Below are 21119 nucleotides of genomic sequence, written 5' to 3'. Positions count from 1 at the left end.
GTCTATATGACGAAGTGAACGCGGCCTTGAAGCTTAGCTCTAAACTCAGCAGGGAACTAAGCGGAAGCTTTAGTTGCCAGCGAGCTTGTCGCGCAGTGCGGCGAGCTGCTCGTCGGAAGCCAGGGAGCCGCCAACCTCTGCCTGAGTCTCGGATGCCGGAGCTGCATCAGAGGAATCAGAGGAGTAGTTGGAGGACTCTGCAGACTCAGCAGCCTCAGCGGCTGCGGCGCGGTTGCGCTCGATCTGAGCAGTGTGCAGGTTGAAGCGACGCTCGGACTCTGCGTAACGTGCCTCCCAAGCCTGACGCTGCTCGTCGAAGCCTTCCTTCCACTCGTTGGTCTCAGGGTCGAAGCCCTCAGGGAAGACATAGTTGCCCTGCTCATCATAGGAGTCAGCCATGCCGTACTTGGACGGATCGAACTCTTCGGTGTAGTCCTCGTCTGCCTGCTTAACAGACAGGGAGATACGACGACGCTCGAGGTCGATGTCGATGACCTTGACCATGACTTCCTGGCCAACGGTGACAACCTGGTCCGGAACCTCAACGTGGCGCTGAGCCAGCTCGGAAATGTGAACCAGACCCTCGATGCCCTCCTCGACGCGAACAAAGGCGCCGAATGGAACGAGCTTGGTGACCTTGCCCGGAACGATCTGGCCCACAGCGTGGGTGCGGGCGAATACGCGCCACGGATCTTCCTGGGTAGCCTTCAGGGACAGGGAAACGCGCTCACGATCCAGATCAACGTCGAGAACCTCAACGGTTACCTCGTCACCAACGGTGACAACCTCAGATGGGTGATCGATGTGCTTCCAGGACAGCTCGGAAACGTGAACCAGGCCGTCGACTCCGCCGAGATCGACGAAGGCACCGAAGTTGACGATGGAAGAAACAACGCCCTTGCGGACCTGACCCTTCTGCAGCTGGTGCAGGAACTCGGAACGAACCTCGGACTGGGTCTGCTCCAGGTATGCACGGCGGGACAGGACAACGTTGTTGCGCTGCTTGTCCAGCTCGATGATCTTTGCTTCCAGCTCCTGGCCGATGTACGGCTCCAGGTCGCGGACGCGACGCATCTCAACCAGAGATGCAGGCAGGAAGCCACGCAGGCCGATGTCCAGAATGAGGCCGCCCTTGACAACCTCGATAACGGTACCGGTGACAGGCTCTTCCTTGGCCTGCAGCTCCTCGATGGCGCCCCAAGCGCGCTCGTACTGCGCACGCTTCTTGGACAGGATCAAGCGACCTTCCTTGTCCTCCTTGGTGAGAACAAGTGCGTCAACCTCATCGCCGACCTCGACAACCTCATCTGGGTTGACGTCGTGCTTGATGGACAGCTCGCGAGAAGGGATAACGCCTTCGGTCTTGTATCCAATGTCCAGCAGTACCTCGTCGTGGTCAACCTTGACGACGGTGCCCTCGACAATGTCACCATCGTTGAAGTACTTGATGGTGGCATCTACAGCTGCGAGGAAGTCCTCTGCGGTTCCGATATCGTTGATCGCAACCTGCGGGGTGTTAGAAGATGGCATATTAAGAAATGCTCCGAATAAATGTAGGAAATCGAAATTGGACAACTGCGCGTCTCTCGAAAAAAGCTTGCTAAGCTGCCCAAAGCAGCAAAAGAAAAGTATTCGATCCCGCCTCGTGATTGCTTAAAGCCTTCCTACAACGGCTTAGAACAACCCGTGGCATAGACACGCCCGTTCAACCCTACATCTGTCCAGCTTAAAGGGCAAATACAAGACGCAACTTTTTCTCCAAGGAGTTCTTCCCCCACCGTGATTTCCCCATCACAAGCAAATCAGGTCTACTGGGATGGCGACGCCGCTAGCTACCATGCCGAGCACCCCGACTATCTTTCTTCCTTCTATTGGTGCCCAGAGATGCTCCATGAGGACCAAGTGCACCTGCTTGGCGACGTCTCGGATTCTTCCGTCCTCGAAATTGGCTGCGGGTCCGCACCGTGCACCGAGTGGCTCCAAACGCGTGCCCGCTTTGCCACTGGCTTCGATATCTCTCGCGGCATGCTCAACCACGCTGCTGGTGCACTTCCCTTGACGCAAGCCGATGCGCTGTCGCTACCCTATGCTACAGAGTCCTTCGACGCTGCTTTCTCTGCGTTCGGCGCTTTTCCCTTCCTCGCTAATCTCGACTTAGCGCTACAGGAGGTCTCCCGGGTTCTTAAACCAGGCGGTCGTTTTGTCCTCTCAGTCACCCATCCCATGCGCTGGATCTTCCCCGATGATCCTACCGATTTAACGGCTGATATTAGCTACTTCGACCGCGCCTATCTGGAACAAGACCGCGATGGCAACCTCACGTATGCGGAGTTTCATCGCACCATCGCCGATTGGTTCCAGGCCCTGCAGAGTAAAGGCCCGTTCCTTATCGAGGACATAATTGAACCCGAGTGGCCGCAAGACCTTAGGATCACCTGGGGCCAATGGTCTCCGGAGCGCGGCGAAATCTTTCCCGGCACGATTATTTTCGTCTGCAGCAATTCCCGCTAACCTATGGGCATGGTTTTGGACCGGATTGGCTTATTGATACGACGTGGCATTGCCTGGTGGATTGACAGTTTCCTAGCCGCTGCCATCGTCATGGTGGTGCGGTGGGTAGTAAATGCGGCAGCCGACCATCCGCTTACTGGAGAGACCTTAGAACTCTATAATGCCATTGCCGCCGCCGTGGTCTTTTACGTCTATCGGGTATGGGTGGAAGCCGCGAAATCCACCTCGCTAGGTAAGTGGTCCCTCCAGCTAGAAATCATTGCCACCCACCCAGGATTTTTCACCGCTTGCCTGCGAAACTCCTGGCTATTGCTAACAATGCTGACGCTTTCAGGTTGGTCGGGTGTTATGCCCCTGCTACTGGCAATTTTAAGCATCAGCATGCTCGCTTTTGGCCAAACTCCCTTCGATATGCTGGCCAATTGCCTGGTGGAGCGCCGACCTCAGATAGACACGCCTTCTTTTCGTGGCCAGAGGTAATAAACAAGGGCGAAAATAACCAACGCAGCAAACATCCACTCGGATGGAAAGAGGAACGCAAGCGCCGTGGAAACGACCATCACCCCAGCGGCCGTTAATCTCCTGACCTTAGGGTTTGGCGCCACACGGGCGATGCTCATGGCTGCCACAAAATACGCTACTGCGAAGAGTCCATACCCGATTCCATAGGCCCTATGCTCTTCAAGGAATTGGTCTAGCCCGAGGTCATTGATATCGGCTGCAAGGAAATTCACTTGCATGGCCCACAAACTTTCAAAAAAGCGGAGATTCCATTTATTTATTTTCTCTTCCAGAGTCACTGCGCAGTATTTCCCTTCCTAGTTTCTCCATGTGCACGCATAATTTTTCCGCACAGAGAAGGCTACCTAAAAACTTATTGCGCAGTTCGCCACAACTTCTGAACTTTGGGCTCGGCGTAGCCGGGGATACCCAGATTCTCGATAGCTTGTTTATTCCACGTCCCACGAACCTGGCCGTCCACCACAATGGCGCGGCGAAATACACCGCGGTTTCCAGGGGCAAGTATCTCGTGAACTTCTGAAGTCATCGCAAATGACCGATCTCGGTATCCCAGGATGTACTCGTCGAAGGCTCCCAATAAGAGCACCGAGCGCTTCTTTCGTGCTTCGGCCATATCAATTACCTCTATCGAGACAAAGTCCGGGGATTCTTCTCCACACCGCACAATGTCCGGCGGGAGGTTTTCAGCCGCTGGTCTAATTAGTTTTTGCGGTAGCTTTGTCCACCAAGCAAAGTCCCCCAACGTGACTTGGCCATGAGTGCGAAAATACCGAGTCATCAACTCTGTGGTAGCGGCGACTTTGTCGCCGTTGTAAATCTCCTCTAACCCCGGCAAATCGACCGGTGTAATCAGCTGATCAGCTCCGGAGTAAACGGCGTGACCGCCTTCCATTGCTACACGCACAACGTGCCAGAAAGGCACACCCGGCAACGCTGTGGCAGCACGTTCTTTCAGCTCGGCACGCGAAAGCGGACGATCAATGAGCTTGTTTACCTTTGCCACTAACTCTGCGTCGCCCTTGCGCCGTTTAGCACAGAGTTCAGTTATCCAGCCTATGTCCTTGACAGAAGCCGCAAAAAGCGTATGACGCATGGGATACCCACGCACAATATTTCCGGCATCTGAGTGGTCTTGCGCCCGCAAGGCCAGCGATCGGCGCACGGAGTGCAGGTCTTGGCCTTGCATAACGCCGAAAGCCCGGATCACTTCCTCCGCACTCTCCCACCGCTGAACGGTTAAGCCTTGCGAGGCAAGCCTAAGGCGCGCCTTTTCTCGGCGAGAGAAAGAAGCTGCGCTAGTGGGCTGCGGCATCCCAATCCTTGCCTGAACCAGCGGAGACCTCCAGCGGCACGTTGAGCTCGATAGCAGAGTCCATCTCCCGCTCGAGAATTTCACGTACCTGGTCAGCCTCGCCAGGAGCGACCTCAACTACCAATTCATCGTGGACCTGTAGCAGCACGCGGGACTTCATGCCCTGCAATGCGCGGTCAACGCGAATCATTGCCACCTTGATAATGTCTGCCGCGGTACCTTGAATCGGTGCATTTAATGCGGCTCGCTCTGCGTTCTCGCGCGCTAGGCGGTTATCGGAGTTGAGCTCGGGCAAGTAGCGGCGGCGGCCGAAGAGGGTGGCTGTATACCCATCCTTACGCGCCTGGACCACAACTTCATCGAGGTATTTCTTTACCCCGCCAAAACGCTCGAAGTAGCTTTCCATGATGGACTTCGCTTCCCCAGCCGGGATGCCCAATTGCTGGGATAGGCCGAAGGCGGACAGGCCATAGACCAAACCATAAGACATTGCCTTAACGCGGCGGCGCAGCTCCGGCGTGACTTGGTCGACGGGGACGTCGAAGACTCGGGAGCCGACGTAGTTATGCAGGTCTTCGCCGTCCTTATAGGCCTCGATAAGCCCGGGATCTGCCGAGAGGTGTGCCATCACACGCATCTCAATCTGCGAATAGTCCGCGGTCATGAGTTCTTCGTAGCCCTCGCCTACGATAAACGCGGAGCGAATCTGTCGCCCAGCTTCGGTGCGCACCGGGATATTCTGCAGATTTGGCTCCGTCGAGGACAAGCGGCCAGTCGACGTCACTGTCTGATTAAACGTGGTGTGGATGCGACCGTCCGGCTGCACGGTCTTGATTAGACCTTCGAGGGTGGTTTTCATCTTTTGGTACTCACGGTGAGCCAAAAGGTGGTCTAAGAATGGGTGGGGATTCTTAACCGCGAGCTGTTCAATCTCCTTAGCCGCGGTAGAATAGCCGGTCTTTGTCTTCTTGGTCTTGGGCAGATCAAAAGTCTCAAAGAGTACGGTTTGTAGCTGCTTGGGTGAGTTGAGGTTGAGCTTATCGTCACCGGCAAGCTCGCGGGCGGCACGCTCTTGTTCGGCGACCTGCTCTACGAAGGCATCCTTTTGTGTTTCGAGAATGTCTACGTCAACAGCAATGCCGGTAGCTTCCATGCGCGCCAAAATGGTCACCAGGGGCAGCTCCAAGTCGGTATAAAGTTCGAAAGAATCAATCTCTTGGAGCTCTGCAGTGAGCCTTTCCGCCAATTCCATAATGGCTGCGGCTTGGTCCACCAAGGTGGAATCATCCAACAGGGAAAGCTGCTCCGTGGCGGCGCCGAGGGTCTTTTGGAGGTGGCGTTGGTAGACGTCGGCAAGCGCGTAAGTGCGTTGACCGGGCCGCAGCAGGTAGGCGGCAATGGCCGTGTCGTGGGCAATGCCGGCTAGCTCAATACCCCGACCGGCAAGCATATGGAAGGCGGCCTTCGCCTCGTGGAAATACTTCGGCGCATCGGAGGCCAGCCACTGCGCTAGGGCCTTATCGTCCGCGGCAGAAAGGTCGCCCAACTCCACTTGCAGCCCGTGGCGTTCCTGGTCTACGAAGGCAATGGCAGAAGCATCGCCCTGTCCTGGGTTTCCCTCGCCTTGGACATAGACCGCAACATGCTCTCGGCCTGGCAGCCACTGGGACAATGGCTCATCGTCGATGACTGTCTCTAACTCTTGGATTTCCTCGGTCTGCTCCGCTGCCTCAGCGCCGTCATTGGGAATGGCGGCCAGTACGCGATCGCGCAGGTTGGTGCCAAACTCGAGGTCATCGAACTTAGCGGCAACGTCCGCAACCTTCGCCTCCTGGAAAGCCAGATCGTCAGGGCCAACCTCTAGGTCCATATCCGTGATCATTTGGGTGAGCTTGCGATTCATCTGCACCTGATCGATGCGCTCGCGGAAATTATTGCCCACCACGCCCTTGATTTCTTCGGCGTGCTCAACCAGTGATGCCAAGTCCCCGTATTTAACAATCCACTTAGTCGCCGTCTTCTCGCCCACCTTGGGAATGCCCGGCAAATTATCGGACGGATCACCGCGCAATGCAGCAAAATCTGGGTACTGCGCAGGTGTGAGACCATACTTCTCTTCCACCGCGGCGGGCGTAAAGCGGTGGAGAGTGGATACGCCCTTCATGGGATAAAGCACCGTAGTGGAATCGTTTACCAATTGCAGGTAATCGCGGTCACCGGTGACGATGAGGGTCTCATAAGCCTGCGCCTCGGTCGCCAGCGTGGCGAGGATGTCGTCGGCCTCGAAGTTCTCGCGGGAGAGGGTGGTAATCCCCAGCACCTCGAGCACCTCGCGGATGATGTCAACTTGGCCCTTAAATTCCTCCGGCGCGGCTTCACGCTGCGCCTTGTAGTCCGGGAACATTTCGGTGCGGAAGGTCTTTCGCCCTACATCGAATGCCACCGCGATGGCATCGGGCTTCTCCTCCGCCACGATATTGGAAAGCATCGATAGAAAGCCATATACGGCATTGGTGTGCTGGCCGCCCGAGGTAGAAAAGTTATCCACCGGCAGGGCGTAGAAGGCACGAAAGGCCATAGAGTGGCCGTCAATGAGCAGAAGTCGAGGCTGTTTAGTAGTCACCTGCCCCATCCTAGAGAAGCGAGCCGATATACGAACACCCCGGTGCACATTTATTGGATGACGTGGGCATTCCCCCGCTTCCCCTACCCAATTAGGAATTCCCCTAGTCCCTGCGCTACTATTTTCACAGTCACAGGCAGCAAGCCTTGGCACTGTGCGCCCCTGTAGCCCAATTGGCAGAGGCAACGGATTCAAAACCCGTCCAGTGTGAGTTCGAGTCTCACCAGGGGCACTTTTCGTAACAACCCTCTGACCGGGAACCTCCTGGTAGAGGGTTGTTTCTTCTTGTTACGAAACAGCAGTCATTGCGATCATAACGATCATTGCGATCAGAAAATGTTGTCAGATGTTGTCACGGAATCAGGCCCACAAATCAGACATTTTCGCAGACACAGACCCTAAATCATCGTCAAAGAGGTCAGCATAAGTATTTAGTGTCATAGCCGCGTCCTCGTGCCCCAACTGACGGCTCACCACCAAAACGGTTGCCCCCGCACTAATCAGTAGAGACGCCGCGGTGTGCCGGAGTCCATGTGGGGTGATGTGTGGGAACGACGGGTCTTCGGCCTGTAGACGCGCCACAGCCTCCGTGAACCATGATCCTGAGCTCGGAAGACGCATGGGAGTAGTCGGGTCTCCAGGGCTGTGGAAAAGATACTCCCCTGGTCCCACAGCTGCTACACGTGCCCTAAGATCGTCGGCCACCACATCAGAAAACGCCACAGTACGGGTTTTGCGTGTTTTTGGTGGACCGACGACGATTTTCCCACCCACGGTAGTGGCAGAACGCCGGACAACCAGCCTGCGAGTATTAAAACTGACGTCCTCAGGGGTAAGGCCAGCCAGCTCACCGAAACGCAGCCCTGTGGTGGCTAATACTCGAACCGCATCCCCGTGCCGAGAACACTCGTCAGCGAGCCGTTTAACCTGGGAAACGGTCAAATACACTTTTCGGGGAGGGTTTTTCTTGGGCAGCACAATCCCCTGGCAGGGTGATTTGGGGATATACCCTTCTTGAACGGCGTACTCCAGGATCGCGGAAAATAATCCATAAATAATCCGTACAGTTTTTCCGGATAACCCGTCCTCCGCATACAGGGAATTCACCCACTCCTGCACACCTGACCTGCTGAGTTTCCCCACAGCCGAGTTCCCCCACCGCGGGGTGATCCGGTGTCGGATGTACGTGCCGTTGCTACGAGCAGAAGACTCAGCCCAAGATAAGGACTTGGCCTCGTGCCACGCAGCAATGATGGTAGACATAGGAGTCCTGCCCCTCTGCGGGTCCACCCACGAGCCTTCCACCTGGTCAACGAGCATTTTCGCGGCCCACACTTGTGCGGATCGTGCGCTAGAAAAACCCCGCTTTGTACGCTGTTTCTGACTCTCCGGATCACGCCACAACACGCGGTACCGGAGTCCATTTTTGGTTTTGTATTCGCTGATAGAAGCCAATTGTCGCCCTTAGAACGGTTCGTCAAAATGGTCAGCGTCGGGGTCCAAGCCACGCAAAACATTGGAGAGTTTCACCGCGGCGGTAGTGATTTTTGAGGCGTAGGCATCGGCCAGACGAATATCTACCCCCTGTTCGGGGGTAAGTTTCCTCTTAGCATACCCGCTGACCTGCTCTTCTGTAATAAAGCCAAAAGACACAAGGTGTGATACCGGGTCCGACTCGGTCACCTCTGCAAGCTCAATGACCTCTCCCGCAGTGAACCCTGAGCGGAGTCGATTAATGAGCTGTGCCCTGGATATGTGCAGGTCAGAAGCTATATCTTCTTGGGTAACAGCTCGATAGGGGTAACAGAATTGTCTGATGTGTAACAGCGTGACCTCGCGGCTTCCGTTTACCAGACGGCGTGAGTTTCCGACGTGTTTTTCCATGAGTTATTTGTGATACTCCTCACATATGGCGATACTTTATTTGTGTAAAAATCAACCCTTACCGGGCGACACATTAATTGAGTGTACACATACTGAAAAATAAAGGTCAACATTTTGTGATTCTGGTATTGCACTACGACAAATATTTGGTACTATGGAGTCATACCGATCAGGAAGGAAACATTCCAGAATCGGTACACCACACATCCACCACTGCTCAGAAAGGAAAAGGAAAATGAGCAACACCACCTACTACGGATCTCTTGAAGAAATCGCAGGGTCCACCCGCGAGGGCCTCGGAGAATGGGCAGACGAATACGACGTGGACGCAATCGTCGCAGAGGCCTACGAATGGGAGTGCGTCACAGACGACCGCGACGGAGATCGCTGGATTGTGAAAGAGGGCTTCCGCATGAAAGACAAGTACGCCGACGAGGACACCGGCTTCGACGCTTACTGGGCCATGGTCGAGGAGCACCACATCGACACCCAGGACGAGGACGAAGAAGACTCCGACCCGCAGGACGATCCCGCCCCGCAGCTCCAGAACCCGTTCCTGGATATGCTCCAAGCCGAGGTCCTGCCGGGACAAAAGTAAAGGAAAAACAATGGCAGTATCACAGCTAATGCAGCAAAAATACCCAGATTCAGTTTTGCTCACCACAGCCCAGATCTCCGCCGCCACCGGAATCTCCACCACCACCATCCGCCGCGCAGTACGAGAAGGAAAACTCCCGGCCTTCGAAGCTGGGAAAATCATCCTCGTAGAACCGCACGCAGTAGACGAGTGGATCACACCCTTGGGGGACGCAGCATGACGATCGAGTCAGACGCCAGGGCGTGGAGGGCCAGGGCCCAGAAAGTCGGCCTCCGCCCCGTGCAGCTCCACTATGACTACCACAACTGCATCACAGGCCTAACGCTAAATCCGGGCCTCGTCCTGCAGGTACACGTCAAAGTGTATCCGCGGATCAAAATGGGAAAACCCGGCTGGAAGAACCAGCTAGAGAAGGTTTTCAAGGAACAACTAGGTCTCAGGCCCATCAGCTGGCCGCAGTCTCCAAAATCAAAATTGGTCGGGGCCGTGCCTACCACCGTCAGCATGGTTGACGAGCTTGGAGAACTAGAGGCACGAGGCGACGCCGCCGCCTTCCAGCCCCTGGTCGATAGCTTCGGCACCCCCATCTTCTAAATCACACCACACCACATAGGAAGGATCATAATGTCTACACCTATAAAATTCACTCGGTTGAGTGATATTCCAGACCCGAACGCCACACCAATCCCACAATTCGACACAATTGACGACGTTTTCAAGGCCGTCACGCCGTTTATGCGCCACCAGATGCATGAGTGTCTGCAAGACGCACTGACTCACGCCCGCGAGTTTCGTCAAAAATCCGTCACCCAATCGAACACATTGACAAGAATGTTCGAACGTGAGGAGGCCGCAATCAAGGCCCTGGGGCGAGCTCTGTACCCGTACGTGCAGGACGACGAAGACGCAGGCAGGCCTATGTACCCGATCGCTGAGTATCACGAAGCTCAGGCCAAGAAGGGCGGTGCCCACCGTGGCTAAGGTAATCGTAAAGGACGTTCCAGCAGGTAACTACGTAAAAATCCACAACTCTGTGGCCCAGGATGGATTCTTGACCCCCGGTGAAAAAGCAGTTTTCCTGTACTTAACCAGCCTCCCCTCTGGGGCTAGTGCTAGTCACGACGATATTGCTAATGCGCTGCAGGTCAGCCGCAATACTGTTCGCAGCTACGCTAATGCCATGAGAGAAAAGGGGGTCATTCGGTACGCGCATTCTGGTGGGAAATCCGGTCATGCGTACATCTCCGTATACACGGTGGAGGCTGATCCTGATAAGTGGATGCGTGCAGATTCTGAACGTGCAGATTCTGAACGTGCAGATTTTGTACGCACAGATTCTGACCGTAACTACGATCAAAATTTGCACGCACCTACGGTCAAAAATTGCGCGCAAATGGGGTCAAATTCTGTGCATGTATATAAAGACTATAAGACTAAGTTAAAGACTAATAAAGACCAGTCTTCTTCTTCGTCTTCTGAAAATTCTGGAACTTCGGAATCCTCTCGACCTGACACCACCTCCGACGAGAATTTTCACACCGCATGGGACTCCCTATCGGATTATCCCCGCATTGGCAAGCTCTCTACCTGCAAAGAGATTTATTCTCAGCTGGTCAGCGAGGGTAACGACCCAGAGAAAATCGCGAAAGGCGTGGCTGCAGTGGCCGAGAACTTCGAGGGTGATGAGAAATTCCGGCCTGGCTTGGAACGTGTTTTGAAAACAGGTCAGTGGGAGAAAGAGCTGGTCAAGGCTAAGAAAAAGGAGGCTAAGGATCAGGAAATGGTTGATCTTATGGCCGGTATCGAGCGGGCGATTCGTCGTCAGGCAGGAAAGGAAGACTAATGTCGAAATTTAAGAAGAGCAAGGAAGAGTCTGAGCTGCTAGTGGCCCTTATTGCGCAGGTTATTGAGACCCAGTGGGGCAGGCAAATTCTTCCCGAGGGCGATGGTCCTGCGGAGAAGCTGCAGCGCGAGGCTTTGGTGGAGGCTGTGTGGCGTGATACGAACCCGGTGTGGGCATGGCAGGAGGCTTTGAAGGCCCTGGTGGTGGAGGGTACTGGGTCTGGTAAGCCGCCGCGTTTTGGGGACGTTCGTGAGCGTGTGAAGAGCTTTTTGAGTGATCCGAAGTACCGGCGTCGTCAGGAATTGCTCCAGTGGCACCGGGATCGTAAGTCGGAGCAACTCGGCTACAGAGTCTAAAATCAACCCCTAGCGTCCCGCCTGACGGAGTTTCAGGACTCTTGTGGACACGGGTACCAGAGAAGGGGGTTAAATCAATCAGAATGGAGAATAAACCATGCTATCAGCGTCTCAGCTGCGTATGGCACGTAAACATATCGTGGAGGGAAAAGGTTTCTACGCCATGGCCCTCCAACCGGGAAAATGCACCGCACCCTGGGATTTTGAACACACAGCCGGGGATAAATACCGGACCGCAGAGTGGCACTTGCAGTTGGATTCAGGCCAGTGGATGACGGGGTTCTTGGTTTTCGAAAACGACGAGGACCTGCAGAAACGCTTGTGGATCATCCAGAAAAAGTGTCTACTTCGCCCCGTGCGACTCTACATCGACGACACATGGGAAGAGGAGTACGAGCCGACAATCCCAGCGTTCCTGGGTTGCAATGCGACACGCGGTCTGATCAGCCCAAAGCGCGGTTTTTATGACCACCACTGGCCTGACGGCGGAGCCCCAACGTGGCAGCAAATGGTTCGGCCACTGAGCCTAGCAATCCCGGTCGATAAGAGTAGAACAGATTTTCTAACACTGGCTTATCGACACCGAGCCACCATCACCGCCGTGGACGTTTGGGAGGACGGGGAATGGAGACCCGTGTGGTCCTCACTCCCCCACCGCGCCGGGTTCGATCTAGCGCCACCGAATGAATATTATGCACAGGGGTATGCGGAGAAGAACGACGGCTTTTGGGACGATCCATACGACTGCGGGGATCGTGAGATGTTCGGACTGATCGGAGACCAGATTTTGTCACAGTGACGCTATAATCACCACCAGTAACACCACTAAATTTTTTCACCACCCCCATTTTTAAGGAGATTCACACCATGTCCAATCGTCTATCAGCAGCATTCACCGGATTCCTAATCAAAGATCCGGAGCTGATCACGACCAAAAAAGAGAATGACGATCGTCCGCTCGCCAAAGTAACTCTTTTCTACACGGAAAACTCCCCGGTCAGGGACCAGAACGGAAACATCACAGCCTGGGAAGAAACGGCGTCGGTCGCAGTAACAGCCTTTGCTCGCGGTAACTGGGCGAACAATATCGTCAACGCCTTGCGAAAAGGTGACCTCGTGACAGTGTCCGGATCGTGGCACTTTGACCAATGGACTGACGAAAAACACCGGAGCAGTACAGGGTCCCACGCACGTCTATCACCGTTAATGCCGACGACGTCAGCGTTAGTCTCAAGAACCCTGCGGTCAGCGTCGTGAACGCGTCTATGGTCAAGGCCTCCAAAGAACAAGGGAAGCCACTGCCCGCGGTTGAGACTCGCCCGAAGACGGAGGCCACCACGACCTCAAAGTCGGAGTCTCTGTACACCACTACTACCAGTGATCCGAAGACCACCGCCACCAGCATCGATCCGTCCACACCACCGGAGGGGATCGAACCGCATGATAATGATCCGTGGGATCAGGCCCAGAAGGAGAAGAATTCTGATAACGGGAAGGACGAACCAGAAAAGAATCCTTGGGCTTAATTGAATTGTTGGAGTCGTAGCCGGGTCACACCACACAACCGTTTTGGCTACGGCTCCATCATATGACACCAGCATTAAAAATGCAACATTGAATTGGAGAATTAAAATGGAAGACTTCTACGACGCATGGGACACCCCCACCGAAGACTTTTTTGACACCTACTCCGATTCCCTATACACCACCACTACCCTAGAAAAATCCGGACCAGAAACCAGCAGCACCACCACAGCCGAAACGCGACTCCTCGGAGCAGCACTCACCTCGCCTGATTGTCTCGACACACTCGTCGAAGAACTCGAACCGTGGATGTTATCTCCTGGGTTGCACCGCCATATCTACGCCACCGTACAAAAACTACACGCCGATGGTGTAACGCCCAGCCCCGAAATCGTAGAAGACCAAGTAATCAGGCTCTACGGCGACGTCCACGCACACCTACCCGCCCACCTACGGGATTACGCGTCGCAGGCCACTGACCTCGGAACGTTACAGTCTTTGTGTGACATCGTAGCCAACGAGGGGAAACGCCGACGCTACGCAAAAACCTTCAAACAAGCACGCGAAGACCTACTAGACCCCACTCGCGAAGTGGACGACACACTCGCCACCCTCCTCTCCGACGTCGAAGAAACAGAAGCTGACCAGCAGAAAACTGGCTACAACGCCTCGCAGGCCATGGACGCGTGGGAAGCGTCATATGAGGACGATACACGTGGCCTTAAGTTCCACATCCCCCCACTGGACGAACTGTTTTTTGGTGGCCTCAAACCAGGTAATCTTGTTGTCATAGGTGCCGCGCCGGGTGCCGGTAAGACGACGCTCGCCATGGACTTTATGCGACGCAATGCCGCTAGGTCCGTGCCTGGGTGCTTCTTCTCGTATGAAATGGATGTAACGGAACTAACGGAAAAGCTGATTTCCGCGACCGGCAATATCCCATACGCAAAACTGCGAAAAAAGCAGCTTAGCCTGCAGGAACGAGAGGGGGCAAAGAGCGTAGCCCAGAAGTTGTCCCAACAACCGTTCTGGGTCTTTGACGAAACGCTGACACTGGAGCAGGTCATGGCCGTTTCCCGTATCTACCAGCGCAAAGAGAAAATCAAGTACATCGTCGTAGATTATGCAGGCCTTGTGCCAGTAACCAACGGGTCGCGGCTCACTGAGCTGGAGGCTCTAAGTCGTGTGACGCGTGAGCTCAAGAAACTCGCCAAAAGCCTGGGAATCGTTGTGATTCTTCTCTCACAGATGAACCGTGACACTAACAAGTCCGGAACCCCATCGATTTTCGGTTTCCGCGGGCCAGCCTCCCTAGAGCAAGATGCCAATGCCGCGTTGTTGTGCTGGCGATCTCGTGATCCGGAAGACTCCGACACTAGCTTGCATATCAAAGTTGGAAAAAACCGCGGTGGTGTCGAGGGCGAAGTGGCAGTGGACGCACAGCTTGGATACTCCCGTTTCGGCGTTGGTGGATTTCCTGGTCAAAACATCGACGAGTCCATGGTCGACGCGTGGGCTGAGGGTCGAGACCTGTGGCTCGGGGCTGCTGACGATGAGGCTAAAGAGGCCGCTCGCCAGAAGATCCTCGACCGCTTTGGCCCTCAGCAGTTGCAGTGGCTAGAGGGTGGAGAGAAGCTGGAGGCTATGGAGGATATGGGGGCTGATCTTGATGAGCAGTAGCCATATCCGCCCAGGTAAACCCTATATTTACACCAGCCCCGTGCCCAGTATTCTCGAAGACCAGCACACCGGATGGCTGTACCGCTACTACGACGCCACGGGAGATCTGCTGTACATAGGGTCACGATACAGGGCGACGGAGGCCGCGATAGGTGGCACCATCACTGGGCGGCTCGAAAAACGCAGGAACCGTAGGCGGTTGATGTGACCACGGTCATGATCGTCCCAACATTTGGGGAGAAGCCGTCAGTTCTTGAAAAATCCGCAATCATGGCAGAAAACCCATTGTGCAATAAAAATGTGCCGGTTGAGGCCAAGTCATACCGGTACGAGCACCGTGATAGGTACAAGAATTTAAGCTTGCGTTCCTTCCTGATCAGCGCATACACGTATGGTCTCGACTGGCTACCTGGCTGGCTCGGATCAGTACCGGAGTCCCATTATTATGACGATCCGTGGATAACAGACCCTGACGCTAATAGGAGGTGGAACCCTTTTGCCGTTAGGGCGGGCGGAAGGTTTGTGAACGAGTTTAGTCCGACAAATCTACATGTCAGCGCTCATGCAGCCACGTGAGGTCGAGGTACGTCAAGGTATCTGCGCCCTGGCAATGTAGAGCTCGCTTGCGCATAGAAGTAACCCGCTAGGTCACACCGGCCTAGGGGGTTAGTAAAGAAAACTGGAGAGTTATGCTGCAATGTCATCATTACTGCTGCAAGACCCAGTATATCACACTGATAGGCGGCCACAATAAGAACTTTAGTTGTTTTCACGATCGGGATGTGGGATCATAACATCCGACCCTCTCAACAACCAAAAACTAGGAGCAAAATGTTCGACCTTTTCGCCAAAACCCGCACCGACGCAGTAGACGATTTGCTCACAGTATCCAAGCGTTTCACAGAGGTGGCAGTGCGTTATATCCGTGATCTACTAGCACTAGAAGGCCACGACGTACCCGATTCCGTGCGAATATGGCAGCTGGAGATCATCATTGAGCAGGCTGTACTCACCACCGGAAGACACACGGATGGCCACAGCCAGGTCGTGTACCTCGCCATGGACGATGGTGATGAGATCGGCTGCATGGTGAGTGTGGCTTCGGACGAGAAGTATGACAGCTATGGGCACCAGATCTACCTTGACGAGGACAGGATCCTGGCCCATATCAAAGCTGGTGACCTCGCAGTCAGCGGGTTACACCTATTGCAGTGATATACTGCACCTATGAGTAATGAACGTGAAACCCAACTAAGCAAGCACACGAAAACTCCAGCCCAGCTACGCCACTCCCACTACTGAAGAAAGAAAGTCGCACGCGAGCGGCGCAGAATTACTGTAACTCCGAGCTTGGTGGCATGGAGAATTACAGGCGAACAACCTATTATAATGCTACTTGCTGGGAGCAATGCTGAAGCCCGTTAGCTCTAGACCCGTAATTGGCATTCTATTTTGCCTATCACAGAACAATAACAAACGGATTTACTGTGGTGCCTTAAACGATTATCCGCAGGTCAAACCGTTTTTACACGATAAAAAACTAAAAATGGGGTGGTGTATTCCTATATAGTTTGTCGACCTCGCAGGTGGATTAGCTGGGGTTTACCCTGTTGGCTGTTTCGTTTTTGGTGTTTAAGCTGCTACGCCTTCCTACGGCAGGATGGGATTGAAATGCCCCGGATTTTGCTCCTAGACATTTGCCTTAAATTCTATTATTCCCTGTAGCAGGTTCTGCTTCCACAATTCGGTTTCCACCTCGGCCGAGGTTCGATATTCCAAGCTCTGACGGAGCCTAGTCTAGTTCCACCAGAGAGTGTCTGATCGTTTGTGTGCGGGTTCCTAACCTGCATGAGGAGATGGACCAGGATGACTACTGTGGCGAGACGAGATCCGGCTGATAAGGCCAAGATTGATGCGATTGAAAAGAAGCTTCTTGCTAACCCTGACATCGCGAAACTGATTGATGACCTCGGTACGTCCACCACGGAAGCTATTGACCTAGTTCGAGGCATGCTGCAGGCGTCGATTACCAGGGGACTTAACGCTGAAATGGATGCCCACCTAGGCTATGAGCCTGGCGACAGGAGTGCTAAAGCTGCTGCTAGAACAGACAATCGCCTTAACGGATCGTATCCAAAGAACGCGGATTTTGACTACGGGCCAGCCATCGTCGATGTCCCTAGAGATCGGTTCGGAACATTCTTACCGACCATGGTTCCTAAAGGTTCTAGGCGTTTGACTGACGTTGATGACATGATCGTCAGCTTGTATGCCGGCGGGATGACAATTGTGGACATCCAGCACCATATGGCAACTGCGATGCGGGTTGATAATTCCCATGAGACGATTTCCGCAGTCACCGATGCCGTCCTCGATGAGGTCGCGGTTTGACAAAACCGCCAGTTAGACGAGTTCTACCCGGTCATTTTTCTCGATGCGTTGCGCATTAAAGTCCGCGACAGCGGCCGAGCAGTCAACAAATCCGCGTACATGGCTATCGGCATGGGCCTCGACGACATGAAGCACATTTCGGGTTGTGGATTGCCAAAGAAGAAGGCGCTTCATTTTGGGCGCAGGTATATTCCAATGTTTCCAACCGTGGGGTCAAAGACGTCTTTGTCGTCTGCTGTGACGGGCTTAAAGGACTGCCAGAAGAAGTAGAGGCAACCTGGCCGAACTCTATGGCGCAAACCTGTATCGTGCACCTGATTCGCGCAGCTAACCGATGGGCGTCTTATCAGAACCGCAAAACCGTCTCTCGTACGCTTCGCGATATCTACACCGCTGCAGATGAGTCCACAGCATGGCTACTTTAGACGAATTTGAAGCCTCTGAACAAGCTCAAAAGTATCCACGCTCAGTCAAGGTTTGGCGGGGTGCTTGACAGCGTTTTCGTACCATTTCTGCAGTTCCCACCAGCAGCAAGGAAGGTAATCTATACAACGAATTTGATTGAATTACTCAACAATTAACTGCGTGAAGCCCCCGAAACAGGGTGCAGTTCACCAACGATGAATCAGCACTCAAGACGCTGTGGCTGATGATCCGCAACATCGAAGACAAACGAGCTCCAAAGCGGGCGAAACAAGGCAAACGAGTCTCAGCGACAGCCGGCAGACTCATGGAAAGAGCCCGAGTTTCCGGCCGGAAACAGGCCATCAACCAAATGGTTGTGGCCTACCCCGACCGCTTCGACAAATGCCTATAAACCTAACCTCACGCGATACAGCTTGACAGTTAACTATGCAACCAAAGGCGATGGCGAAATAGTAATAGGCGTGGTCCCCAATGACCTTTAGTTGCGAATTCAGCAACGTGACCGATTACCTAATATCTTCTTTTGGCGACTTCACAAAATTACTACCCATAGCAGCCAAGCCGATAACGACTACCAAGAATAGGATAAGACCGAACGGAAGAGAGGGAAAGTGCACCACCAATCTGTGCGCAATTAGAGAATCCATATACGTGCTTAGGAACCAAGCTGATCCCAGCGAAAGCAACACTGCGAAGGCCGAGGGCACACAATTAGCCAATTTTCTAATGCGATAGGCTTCAGCGGCTGGTACTCCCTGTTCCCAAATTGTTCGCGCATACCGAATGAGTCTCCCCTGCTGGGCTAACGCCAAGCCGAAAATAAGGACCGCTACTCCAACAATCACATAAGCAAATAGCGGTATAAACTCGCTAGTACCCGTACCGTTTGGACCATAAAGCAACCGATCAGGAAGTTTTTCTGCCCACTGCTTGGCGCTCACAACTGATACTCCCTCAGTAACTCCGATGTCGGGAGGGGCCGAAAATATTGCAACCGAATACGTACCCCCCTCATCGCTTTGCCAGGCAGGATCCGACTGAGAGTTAAAGGTTTGATCCCATGGTCGCATCCAAGTCTGATCAAAGGGAGATCGAGGCGCTTGACCGACTACGTCCTTGTTTTTTACCAAAGAATCGATAGTTCCATCTCGATCCTCCACTAGAGTGTAAACAGCCCCTTCTTCCAGGCTGGAAGGCTTAAACTGTCCCGCATCTTCAATAGCAGGGACCCAATTTAACACGCCCAAACAATCCTTCGAATGCTCTCGACAAGCCATTCTTACCTCCGCAAGGCCATCTGTCCCCTCAGAGGCCGGAGCCGCCACAAATACATCGTCAACATTATCAGCCAATGCCTGTCGGGCAGAAAAAAGGGCCGAATCGTTCGAAATAAATAGAATTATTGGGAGCAAGACAAAAATGCAAGCCATCCGCAAAACCGTCGTGGGAATGAATGAACGCAAAAGTCGAATAGCCAACACGAATGGGGTCCAACCACGACGACGTAACGAAAAACACTCAATCAAGTACAGAATTAGTGCATAAATAATTACCGAGGCAGCACTAACCAAGAAAGGAATGCCATAGATGAAGAGTAGAGGCCAGCGGCTCCCTGGCGCAGCATGTGGTATAAGGAAAAAGATGGCGATCCCTATCACACAAGCAATAATCCCCAACGGATAATGAAACAACTGTGAAGCTTGTGGACTACTTGGGCCTGCGCTTCCATCAACATGCTTCTCCCTTAACTCAGCTAGAGAACCCGTTTCTTGCCATAGGGGAAAAATAGCCAGCACCGACGTAGCTAACCACGTAACAAAAGCCACGAAGAATGGTGACGGGAAGCCAGAAGGCAAAGTAATACTAACCCCAGAATATATAAAAGAAAAGAGCGGCTGAATACACATTGGCACGAGGAAAGCATTAACCAAGGAAAAGCATGCAATCACAACTACAGTTTCACACACCAACGCGTAGCGAATCTTCGACAAAGGAAATCCAAACAGCCGAAGGGCCCTATAGTGCGCTCTTCTCCCCATAATGACGTGCCTAATACAATACTTAAGCGCTAAACTGAATGGGACCAGAGAAACGACAGCCGAATACATCAGGCCCATCGATAACGACTCAGTAACTTCCTTCGCCCCTACAGTTGAGATCAATAAGGCGATAAAAAAAGTAAGGATGAAACAAGTTGAAAGAAATGGGACACTCTCCACGGTCGTGTCCTTTCGAATCTTCGATGCCAACGAGCGATAATTCACAGAGAACCCCCAATTTCAAGACTGCAATCAGCAAACTCAGCAACGCGTTCATCGTGGGAAACTATCAAAGCAATTGCTTGACCAGATTGAGCATATTGCGCAAGGCGATTCAGGACAATATATGCGTTTTCCTCGTCAAGTGCGCTAGTCGGTTCGTCTGCAAGAATAAGTCGAGGTTGTTTAGATAGCGCTGCTGCAACGGCTGCACGCTGGCGCTGGCCCCCGGAGAGCTCGCTAGGTAAACAATCAGATACCTCAGCAATCCCGAAATTCGTAAGCAGAGAACTGCCGTCCGTCGAGATTGATGAAACACCAGAAAGACTCCGTGCAAAAGCTAGATTTTCTCCTACGGTTAGACAAGGAATCAAGCCCGCGTCCTGGAACACTACGCCCATAGATTGAGCCCTGAGCGCATCACGTTGTCGTCTCGAAATTGACCAAAGACTCTTTTCACAAAGCTTGACCTCCCCTGATAAAGGGGGTTGAAGCCCAGCGATTGTCTTGAGGAGAGTAGTTTTACCCGCCCCCGATTTTCCTCGAATCCAGTGGACACTTCCTTCCGAAAAGTGTCCGTCTATACAAGCAAGTGACTTTCCTCGCCTCGACGATATTTCTAAGTTACAAAGCTCAAGCATTCTTTACTCCTAATTCTGGGAAAGGGATCCAATCCCCCGGTTGACAAATTTCCTTGGTAAATGCGTGAAGCACTCCAGCTGTTCCAAATGCAAAGTCAAGAGTGAACCTTTCATTGCGGTCTCCAAGGCAATAGACAGCTCCGTCCATCTCCATGCATTGTTTTTTCAAAAGTATTTCTTGATTTCGAAGCAATTGCCCTCCCACTTGAGAGCCGAAAACCTGATTAGCTCTCTTTAACGACCAATAGCAGCCTGCACGACCGTAAAATAAACCCGCTGTGGCGAAGTACCTTGAGGAACAGGCTTCTATTAAGCCCGAAAGTTGCTCATTGGTGGCAACCATTCTGCGTTTCTTTGCGAGCTCGGTTAATGCCCACAAAACACCAGCGCTTCCTTCTGCCAGATACGGGAGTAGCCTGTCCCCATCATCGGCGGAATCAAGCGGTGGATGCGCCACGCTTGAATAGTTCGTTAAGTATTTCACGTGGGGTTGCGCCGCCGAGGATTTGTCGGGGTGTTTCGTTGAGCTCATTTTGCACCCACGCGACAT

The 21119-nt window shown here is 53.4% G+C and carries 22 protein-coding genes, 1 tRNA gene and 1 pseudogene; 15 read left to right on the top strand and 9 right to left on the bottom strand.

All coding sequences use genetic code 11. The annotated features are described in order from the left end of the window. Positions 1 to 69 precede the first annotated feature (69 nt). Positions 70 to 1530: a 30S ribosomal protein S1 gene (rpsA, locus tag MHK04_RS09800; RefSeq protein WP_023021654.1), complete on the bottom strand. Its 1461-nt coding sequence runs from the start codon at positions 1528 to 1530 to the stop codon at positions 70 to 72. Positions 1531 to 1779: 249 nt separating this feature from the next. On the opposite strand from rpsA, the gene MHK04_RS09795 reads away from it, so the two are divergent. Together MHK04_RS09795 and MHK04_RS09790 are read left to right on the top strand one after the other, a co-directional pair. Further along, on the top strand, positions 1780 to 2511 hold the full coding sequence (locus MHK04_RS09795) for a class I SAM-dependent methyltransferase (RefSeq protein ID WP_023021655.1): 732 nt from the start codon (positions 1780 to 1782) through the stop codon (positions 2509 to 2511). Between the two features lie 9 nt (positions 2512 to 2520). Next, positions 2521 to 2991, top strand: a complete 471-nt coding sequence (locus tag MHK04_RS09790) for an RDD family protein (protein WP_200287585.1) — start codon at positions 2521 to 2523, stop codon at positions 2989 to 2991. On the opposite strand, the gene MHK04_RS09785 is transcribed toward MHK04_RS09790, so the two are convergent. From MHK04_RS09785 to polA, 3 genes are all read right to left on the bottom strand, one after another. Beyond that, positions 2955 to 3311, bottom strand: a complete 357-nt coding sequence (locus tag MHK04_RS09785) for a hypothetical protein (RefSeq protein WP_200287587.1) — start codon at positions 3309 to 3311, stop codon at positions 2955 to 2957. The two genes, MHK04_RS09790 and MHK04_RS09785, sit on opposite strands and share 37 nt — an antisense overlap. Before the next feature lie 74 nt (positions 3312 to 3385). After that, complete coding sequence (locus MHK04_RS09780) at positions 3386 to 4240, bottom strand: DNA glycosylase AlkZ-like family protein (RefSeq protein ID WP_239208566.1); 855 nt, start codon at positions 4238 to 4240, stop codon at positions 3386 to 3388. A gap of 88 nt (positions 4241 to 4328) precedes the next feature. Beyond that, positions 4329 to 6977 carry a DNA polymerase I gene (gene polA, locus MHK04_RS09775; RefSeq protein ID WP_239208568.1) on the bottom strand — a complete coding sequence of 883 codons (2649 nt, stop codon included), beginning with the start codon at positions 6975 to 6977 and terminating at the stop codon, positions 4329 to 4331. 149 nt (positions 6978 to 7126) lie between these two features. Between polA and MHK04_RS09770 the strand changes: the two genes are divergently transcribed. Next, positions 7127 to 7200 (top strand) — tRNA-Leu (locus tag MHK04_RS09770). Positions 7201 to 7328: 128 nt separating this feature from the next. Here MHK04_RS09770 and MHK04_RS12300 read toward each other — a convergent pair. Beyond that, on the bottom strand, positions 7329 to 8231 hold the full coding sequence (locus tag MHK04_RS12300; RefSeq protein WP_367404181.1) for a tyrosine-type recombinase/integrase: 903 nt from the start codon (positions 8229 to 8231) through the stop codon (positions 7329 to 7331). A gap of 201 nt (positions 8232 to 8432) precedes the next feature. Continuing rightward, positions 8433 to 8852 (bottom strand): hypothetical protein, encoded by a 420-nt coding sequence (locus tag MHK04_RS09765; RefSeq protein ID WP_239208570.1) that lies wholly within the window; start codon positions 8850 to 8852, stop codon positions 8433 to 8435. Positions 8853 to 9087: 235 nt separating this feature from the next. Here MHK04_RS09765 and MHK04_RS09760 point away from each other — a divergent pair, with 235 nt between their 5' ends. The 12 genes and pseudogenes from MHK04_RS09760 (at position 9088) to MHK04_RS12220 (ending at position 18061) form a co-directional block, all read left to right on the top strand. Further along, entirely contained in the window at positions 9088 to 9450 is a 363-nt protein-coding gene (locus MHK04_RS09760; RefSeq protein ID WP_239208572.1) for a hypothetical protein, read from the top strand. Positions 9451 to 9460: 10 nt separating this feature from the next. Next, entirely contained in the window at positions 9461 to 9670 is a 210-nt protein-coding gene (locus MHK04_RS09755; RefSeq protein WP_238801830.1) for a helix-turn-helix domain-containing protein, read from the top strand. After that, on the top strand, positions 9667 to 10044 hold the full coding sequence (locus MHK04_RS09750; RefSeq protein ID WP_239227052.1) for a hypothetical protein: 378 nt from the start codon (positions 9667 to 9669) through the stop codon (positions 10042 to 10044). Before MHK04_RS09755 ends, MHK04_RS09750 begins: the two co-directional genes overlap by 4 nt. A gap of 57 nt (positions 10045 to 10101) precedes the next feature. Beyond that, complete coding sequence (locus MHK04_RS09745; RefSeq protein WP_238801829.1) at positions 10102 to 10431, top strand: hypothetical protein; 330 nt, start codon at positions 10102 to 10104, stop codon at positions 10429 to 10431. Next, positions 10424 to 11293 carry a helix-turn-helix domain-containing protein gene (locus MHK04_RS09740; RefSeq protein ID WP_239208574.1) on the top strand — a complete coding sequence of 290 codons (870 nt, stop codon included), beginning with the start codon at positions 10424 to 10426 and terminating at the stop codon, positions 11291 to 11293. The genes MHK04_RS09745 and MHK04_RS09740 overlap by 8 nt, the downstream gene beginning before the upstream one ends. Further along, positions 11293 to 11649, top strand: a complete 357-nt coding sequence (locus MHK04_RS09735; RefSeq protein ID WP_239208576.1) for a hypothetical protein — start codon at positions 11293 to 11295, stop codon at positions 11647 to 11649. Before MHK04_RS09740 ends, MHK04_RS09735 begins: the two co-directional genes overlap by 1 nt. A gap of 97 nt (positions 11650 to 11746) precedes the next feature. Continuing rightward, positions 11747 to 12448, top strand: coding sequence for a hypothetical protein (locus MHK04_RS09730; RefSeq protein WP_239208578.1), 702 nt, complete (start codon positions 11747 to 11749; stop codon positions 12446 to 12448). A gap of 68 nt (positions 12449 to 12516) precedes the next feature. Beyond that, complete coding sequence (locus tag MHK04_RS09725; protein ID WP_239208580.1) at positions 12517 to 12906, top strand: single-stranded DNA-binding protein; 390 nt, start codon at positions 12517 to 12519, stop codon at positions 12904 to 12906. After that, positions 12903 to 13175, top strand: coding sequence for a hypothetical protein (locus tag MHK04_RS09720; protein WP_239208582.1), 273 nt, complete (start codon positions 12903 to 12905; stop codon positions 13173 to 13175). The genes MHK04_RS09725 and MHK04_RS09720 overlap by 4 nt, the downstream gene beginning before the upstream one ends. Before the next feature lie 106 nt (positions 13176 to 13281). Further along, positions 13282 to 14853, top strand: coding sequence for a replicative DNA helicase (locus MHK04_RS09715; protein ID WP_239208584.1), 1572 nt, complete (start codon positions 13282 to 13284; stop codon positions 14851 to 14853). An 831-nt stretch (positions 14854 to 15684) separates the two neighbouring features. Next, positions 15685 to 16068: a hypothetical protein gene (locus tag MHK04_RS09710; RefSeq protein WP_239208586.1), complete on the top strand. Its 384-nt coding sequence runs from the start codon at positions 15685 to 15687 to the stop codon at positions 16066 to 16068. A gap of 651 nt (positions 16069 to 16719) precedes the next feature. Continuing rightward, positions 16720 to 18061: pseudogene (locus MHK04_RS12220) on the top strand (IS256 family transposase). A gap of 115 nt (positions 18062 to 18176) precedes the next feature. Here MHK04_RS12220 and MHK04_RS09700 read toward each other — a convergent pair. From MHK04_RS09700 to MHK04_RS09690, 3 genes are read right to left on the bottom strand one after another with little or no spacing between them, the layout of a single operon-like run. Continuing rightward, positions 18177 to 19889, bottom strand: coding sequence for an ABC transporter permease (locus tag MHK04_RS09700; RefSeq protein ID WP_239208588.1), 1713 nt, complete (start codon positions 19887 to 19889; stop codon positions 18177 to 18179). 41 nt (positions 19890 to 19930) lie between these two features. Further along, complete coding sequence (locus tag MHK04_RS09695; RefSeq protein ID WP_239208590.1) at positions 19931 to 20569, bottom strand: ABC transporter ATP-binding protein; 639 nt, start codon at positions 20567 to 20569, stop codon at positions 19931 to 19933. After that, positions 20562 to 21026 carry a glycoside hydrolase family protein gene (locus MHK04_RS09690; RefSeq protein WP_239208592.1) on the bottom strand — a complete coding sequence of 155 codons (465 nt, stop codon included), beginning with the start codon at positions 21024 to 21026 and terminating at the stop codon, positions 20562 to 20564. Before MHK04_RS09690 ends, MHK04_RS09695 begins: the two co-directional genes overlap by 8 nt. Between the last annotated feature and the right edge of the window lie 93 nt (positions 21027 to 21119).

The organism is Corynebacterium nasorum (genome assembly GCF_022345765.1).
Classification (GTDB): domain Bacteria; phylum Actinomycetota; class Actinomycetes; order Mycobacteriales; family Mycobacteriaceae; genus Corynebacterium; species Corynebacterium kefirresidentii.
The sequence above is the reverse complement of the archived record's forward strand: the minus strand, read 5'-3'. Positions and strand labels throughout refer to the sequence as shown.

Bases quoted from the DNA above. Each gene is read 5' to 3' on its own strand.
- rpsA (WP_023021654.1), bottom strand. From the start codon at position 1,530: ATGCCATCTTCTAACACCCCGCAGGTTGCGATCAACGATATCGGAACC.
- MHK04_RS09790 (WP_200287585.1), top strand. From the start codon at position 2,521: ATGGTTTTGGACCGGATTGGCTTATTGATACGACGTGGCATTGCCTGG.
- polA (WP_239208568.1), bottom strand. From the start codon at position 6,977: ATGGGGCAGGTGACTACTAAACAGCCTCGACTTCTGCTCATTGACGGC.
- MHK04_RS12300 (WP_367404181.1), bottom strand. From the start codon at position 8,231: ATGTCTACCATCATTGCTGCGTGGCACGAGGCCAAGTCCTTATCTTGG.
- MHK04_RS09765 (WP_239208570.1), bottom strand. From the start codon at position 8,852: ATGGAAAAACACGTCGGAAACTCACGCCGTCTGGTAAACGGAAGCCGC.
- MHK04_RS09760 (WP_239208572.1), top strand. From the start codon at position 9,088: ATGAGCAACACCACCTACTACGGATCTCTTGAAGAAATCGCAGGGTCC.
- MHK04_RS09755 (WP_238801830.1), top strand. From the start codon at position 9,461: ATGGCAGTATCACAGCTAATGCAGCAAAAATACCCAGATTCAGTTTTG.
- MHK04_RS09750 (WP_239227052.1), top strand. From the start codon at position 9,667: ATGACGATCGAGTCAGACGCCAGGGCGTGGAGGGCCAGGGCCCAGAAA.
- MHK04_RS09735 (WP_239208576.1), top strand. From the start codon at position 11,293: ATGTCGAAATTTAAGAAGAGCAAGGAAGAGTCTGAGCTGCTAGTGGCC.
- MHK04_RS09730 (WP_239208578.1), top strand. From the start codon at position 11,747: ATGCTATCAGCGTCTCAGCTGCGTATGGCACGTAAACATATCGTGGAG.
- MHK04_RS09725 (WP_239208580.1), top strand. From the start codon at position 12,517: ATGTCCAATCGTCTATCAGCAGCATTCACCGGATTCCTAATCAAAGAT.
- MHK04_RS09715 (WP_239208584.1), top strand. From the start codon at position 13,282: ATGGAAGACTTCTACGACGCATGGGACACCCCCACCGAAGACTTTTTT.
- MHK04_RS09710 (WP_239208586.1), top strand. From the start codon at position 15,685: ATGTTCGACCTTTTCGCCAAAACCCGCACCGACGCAGTAGACGATTTG.
- MHK04_RS09695 (WP_239208590.1), bottom strand. From the start codon at position 20,569: ATGCTTGAGCTTTGTAACTTAGAAATATCGTCGAGGCGAGGAAAGTCA.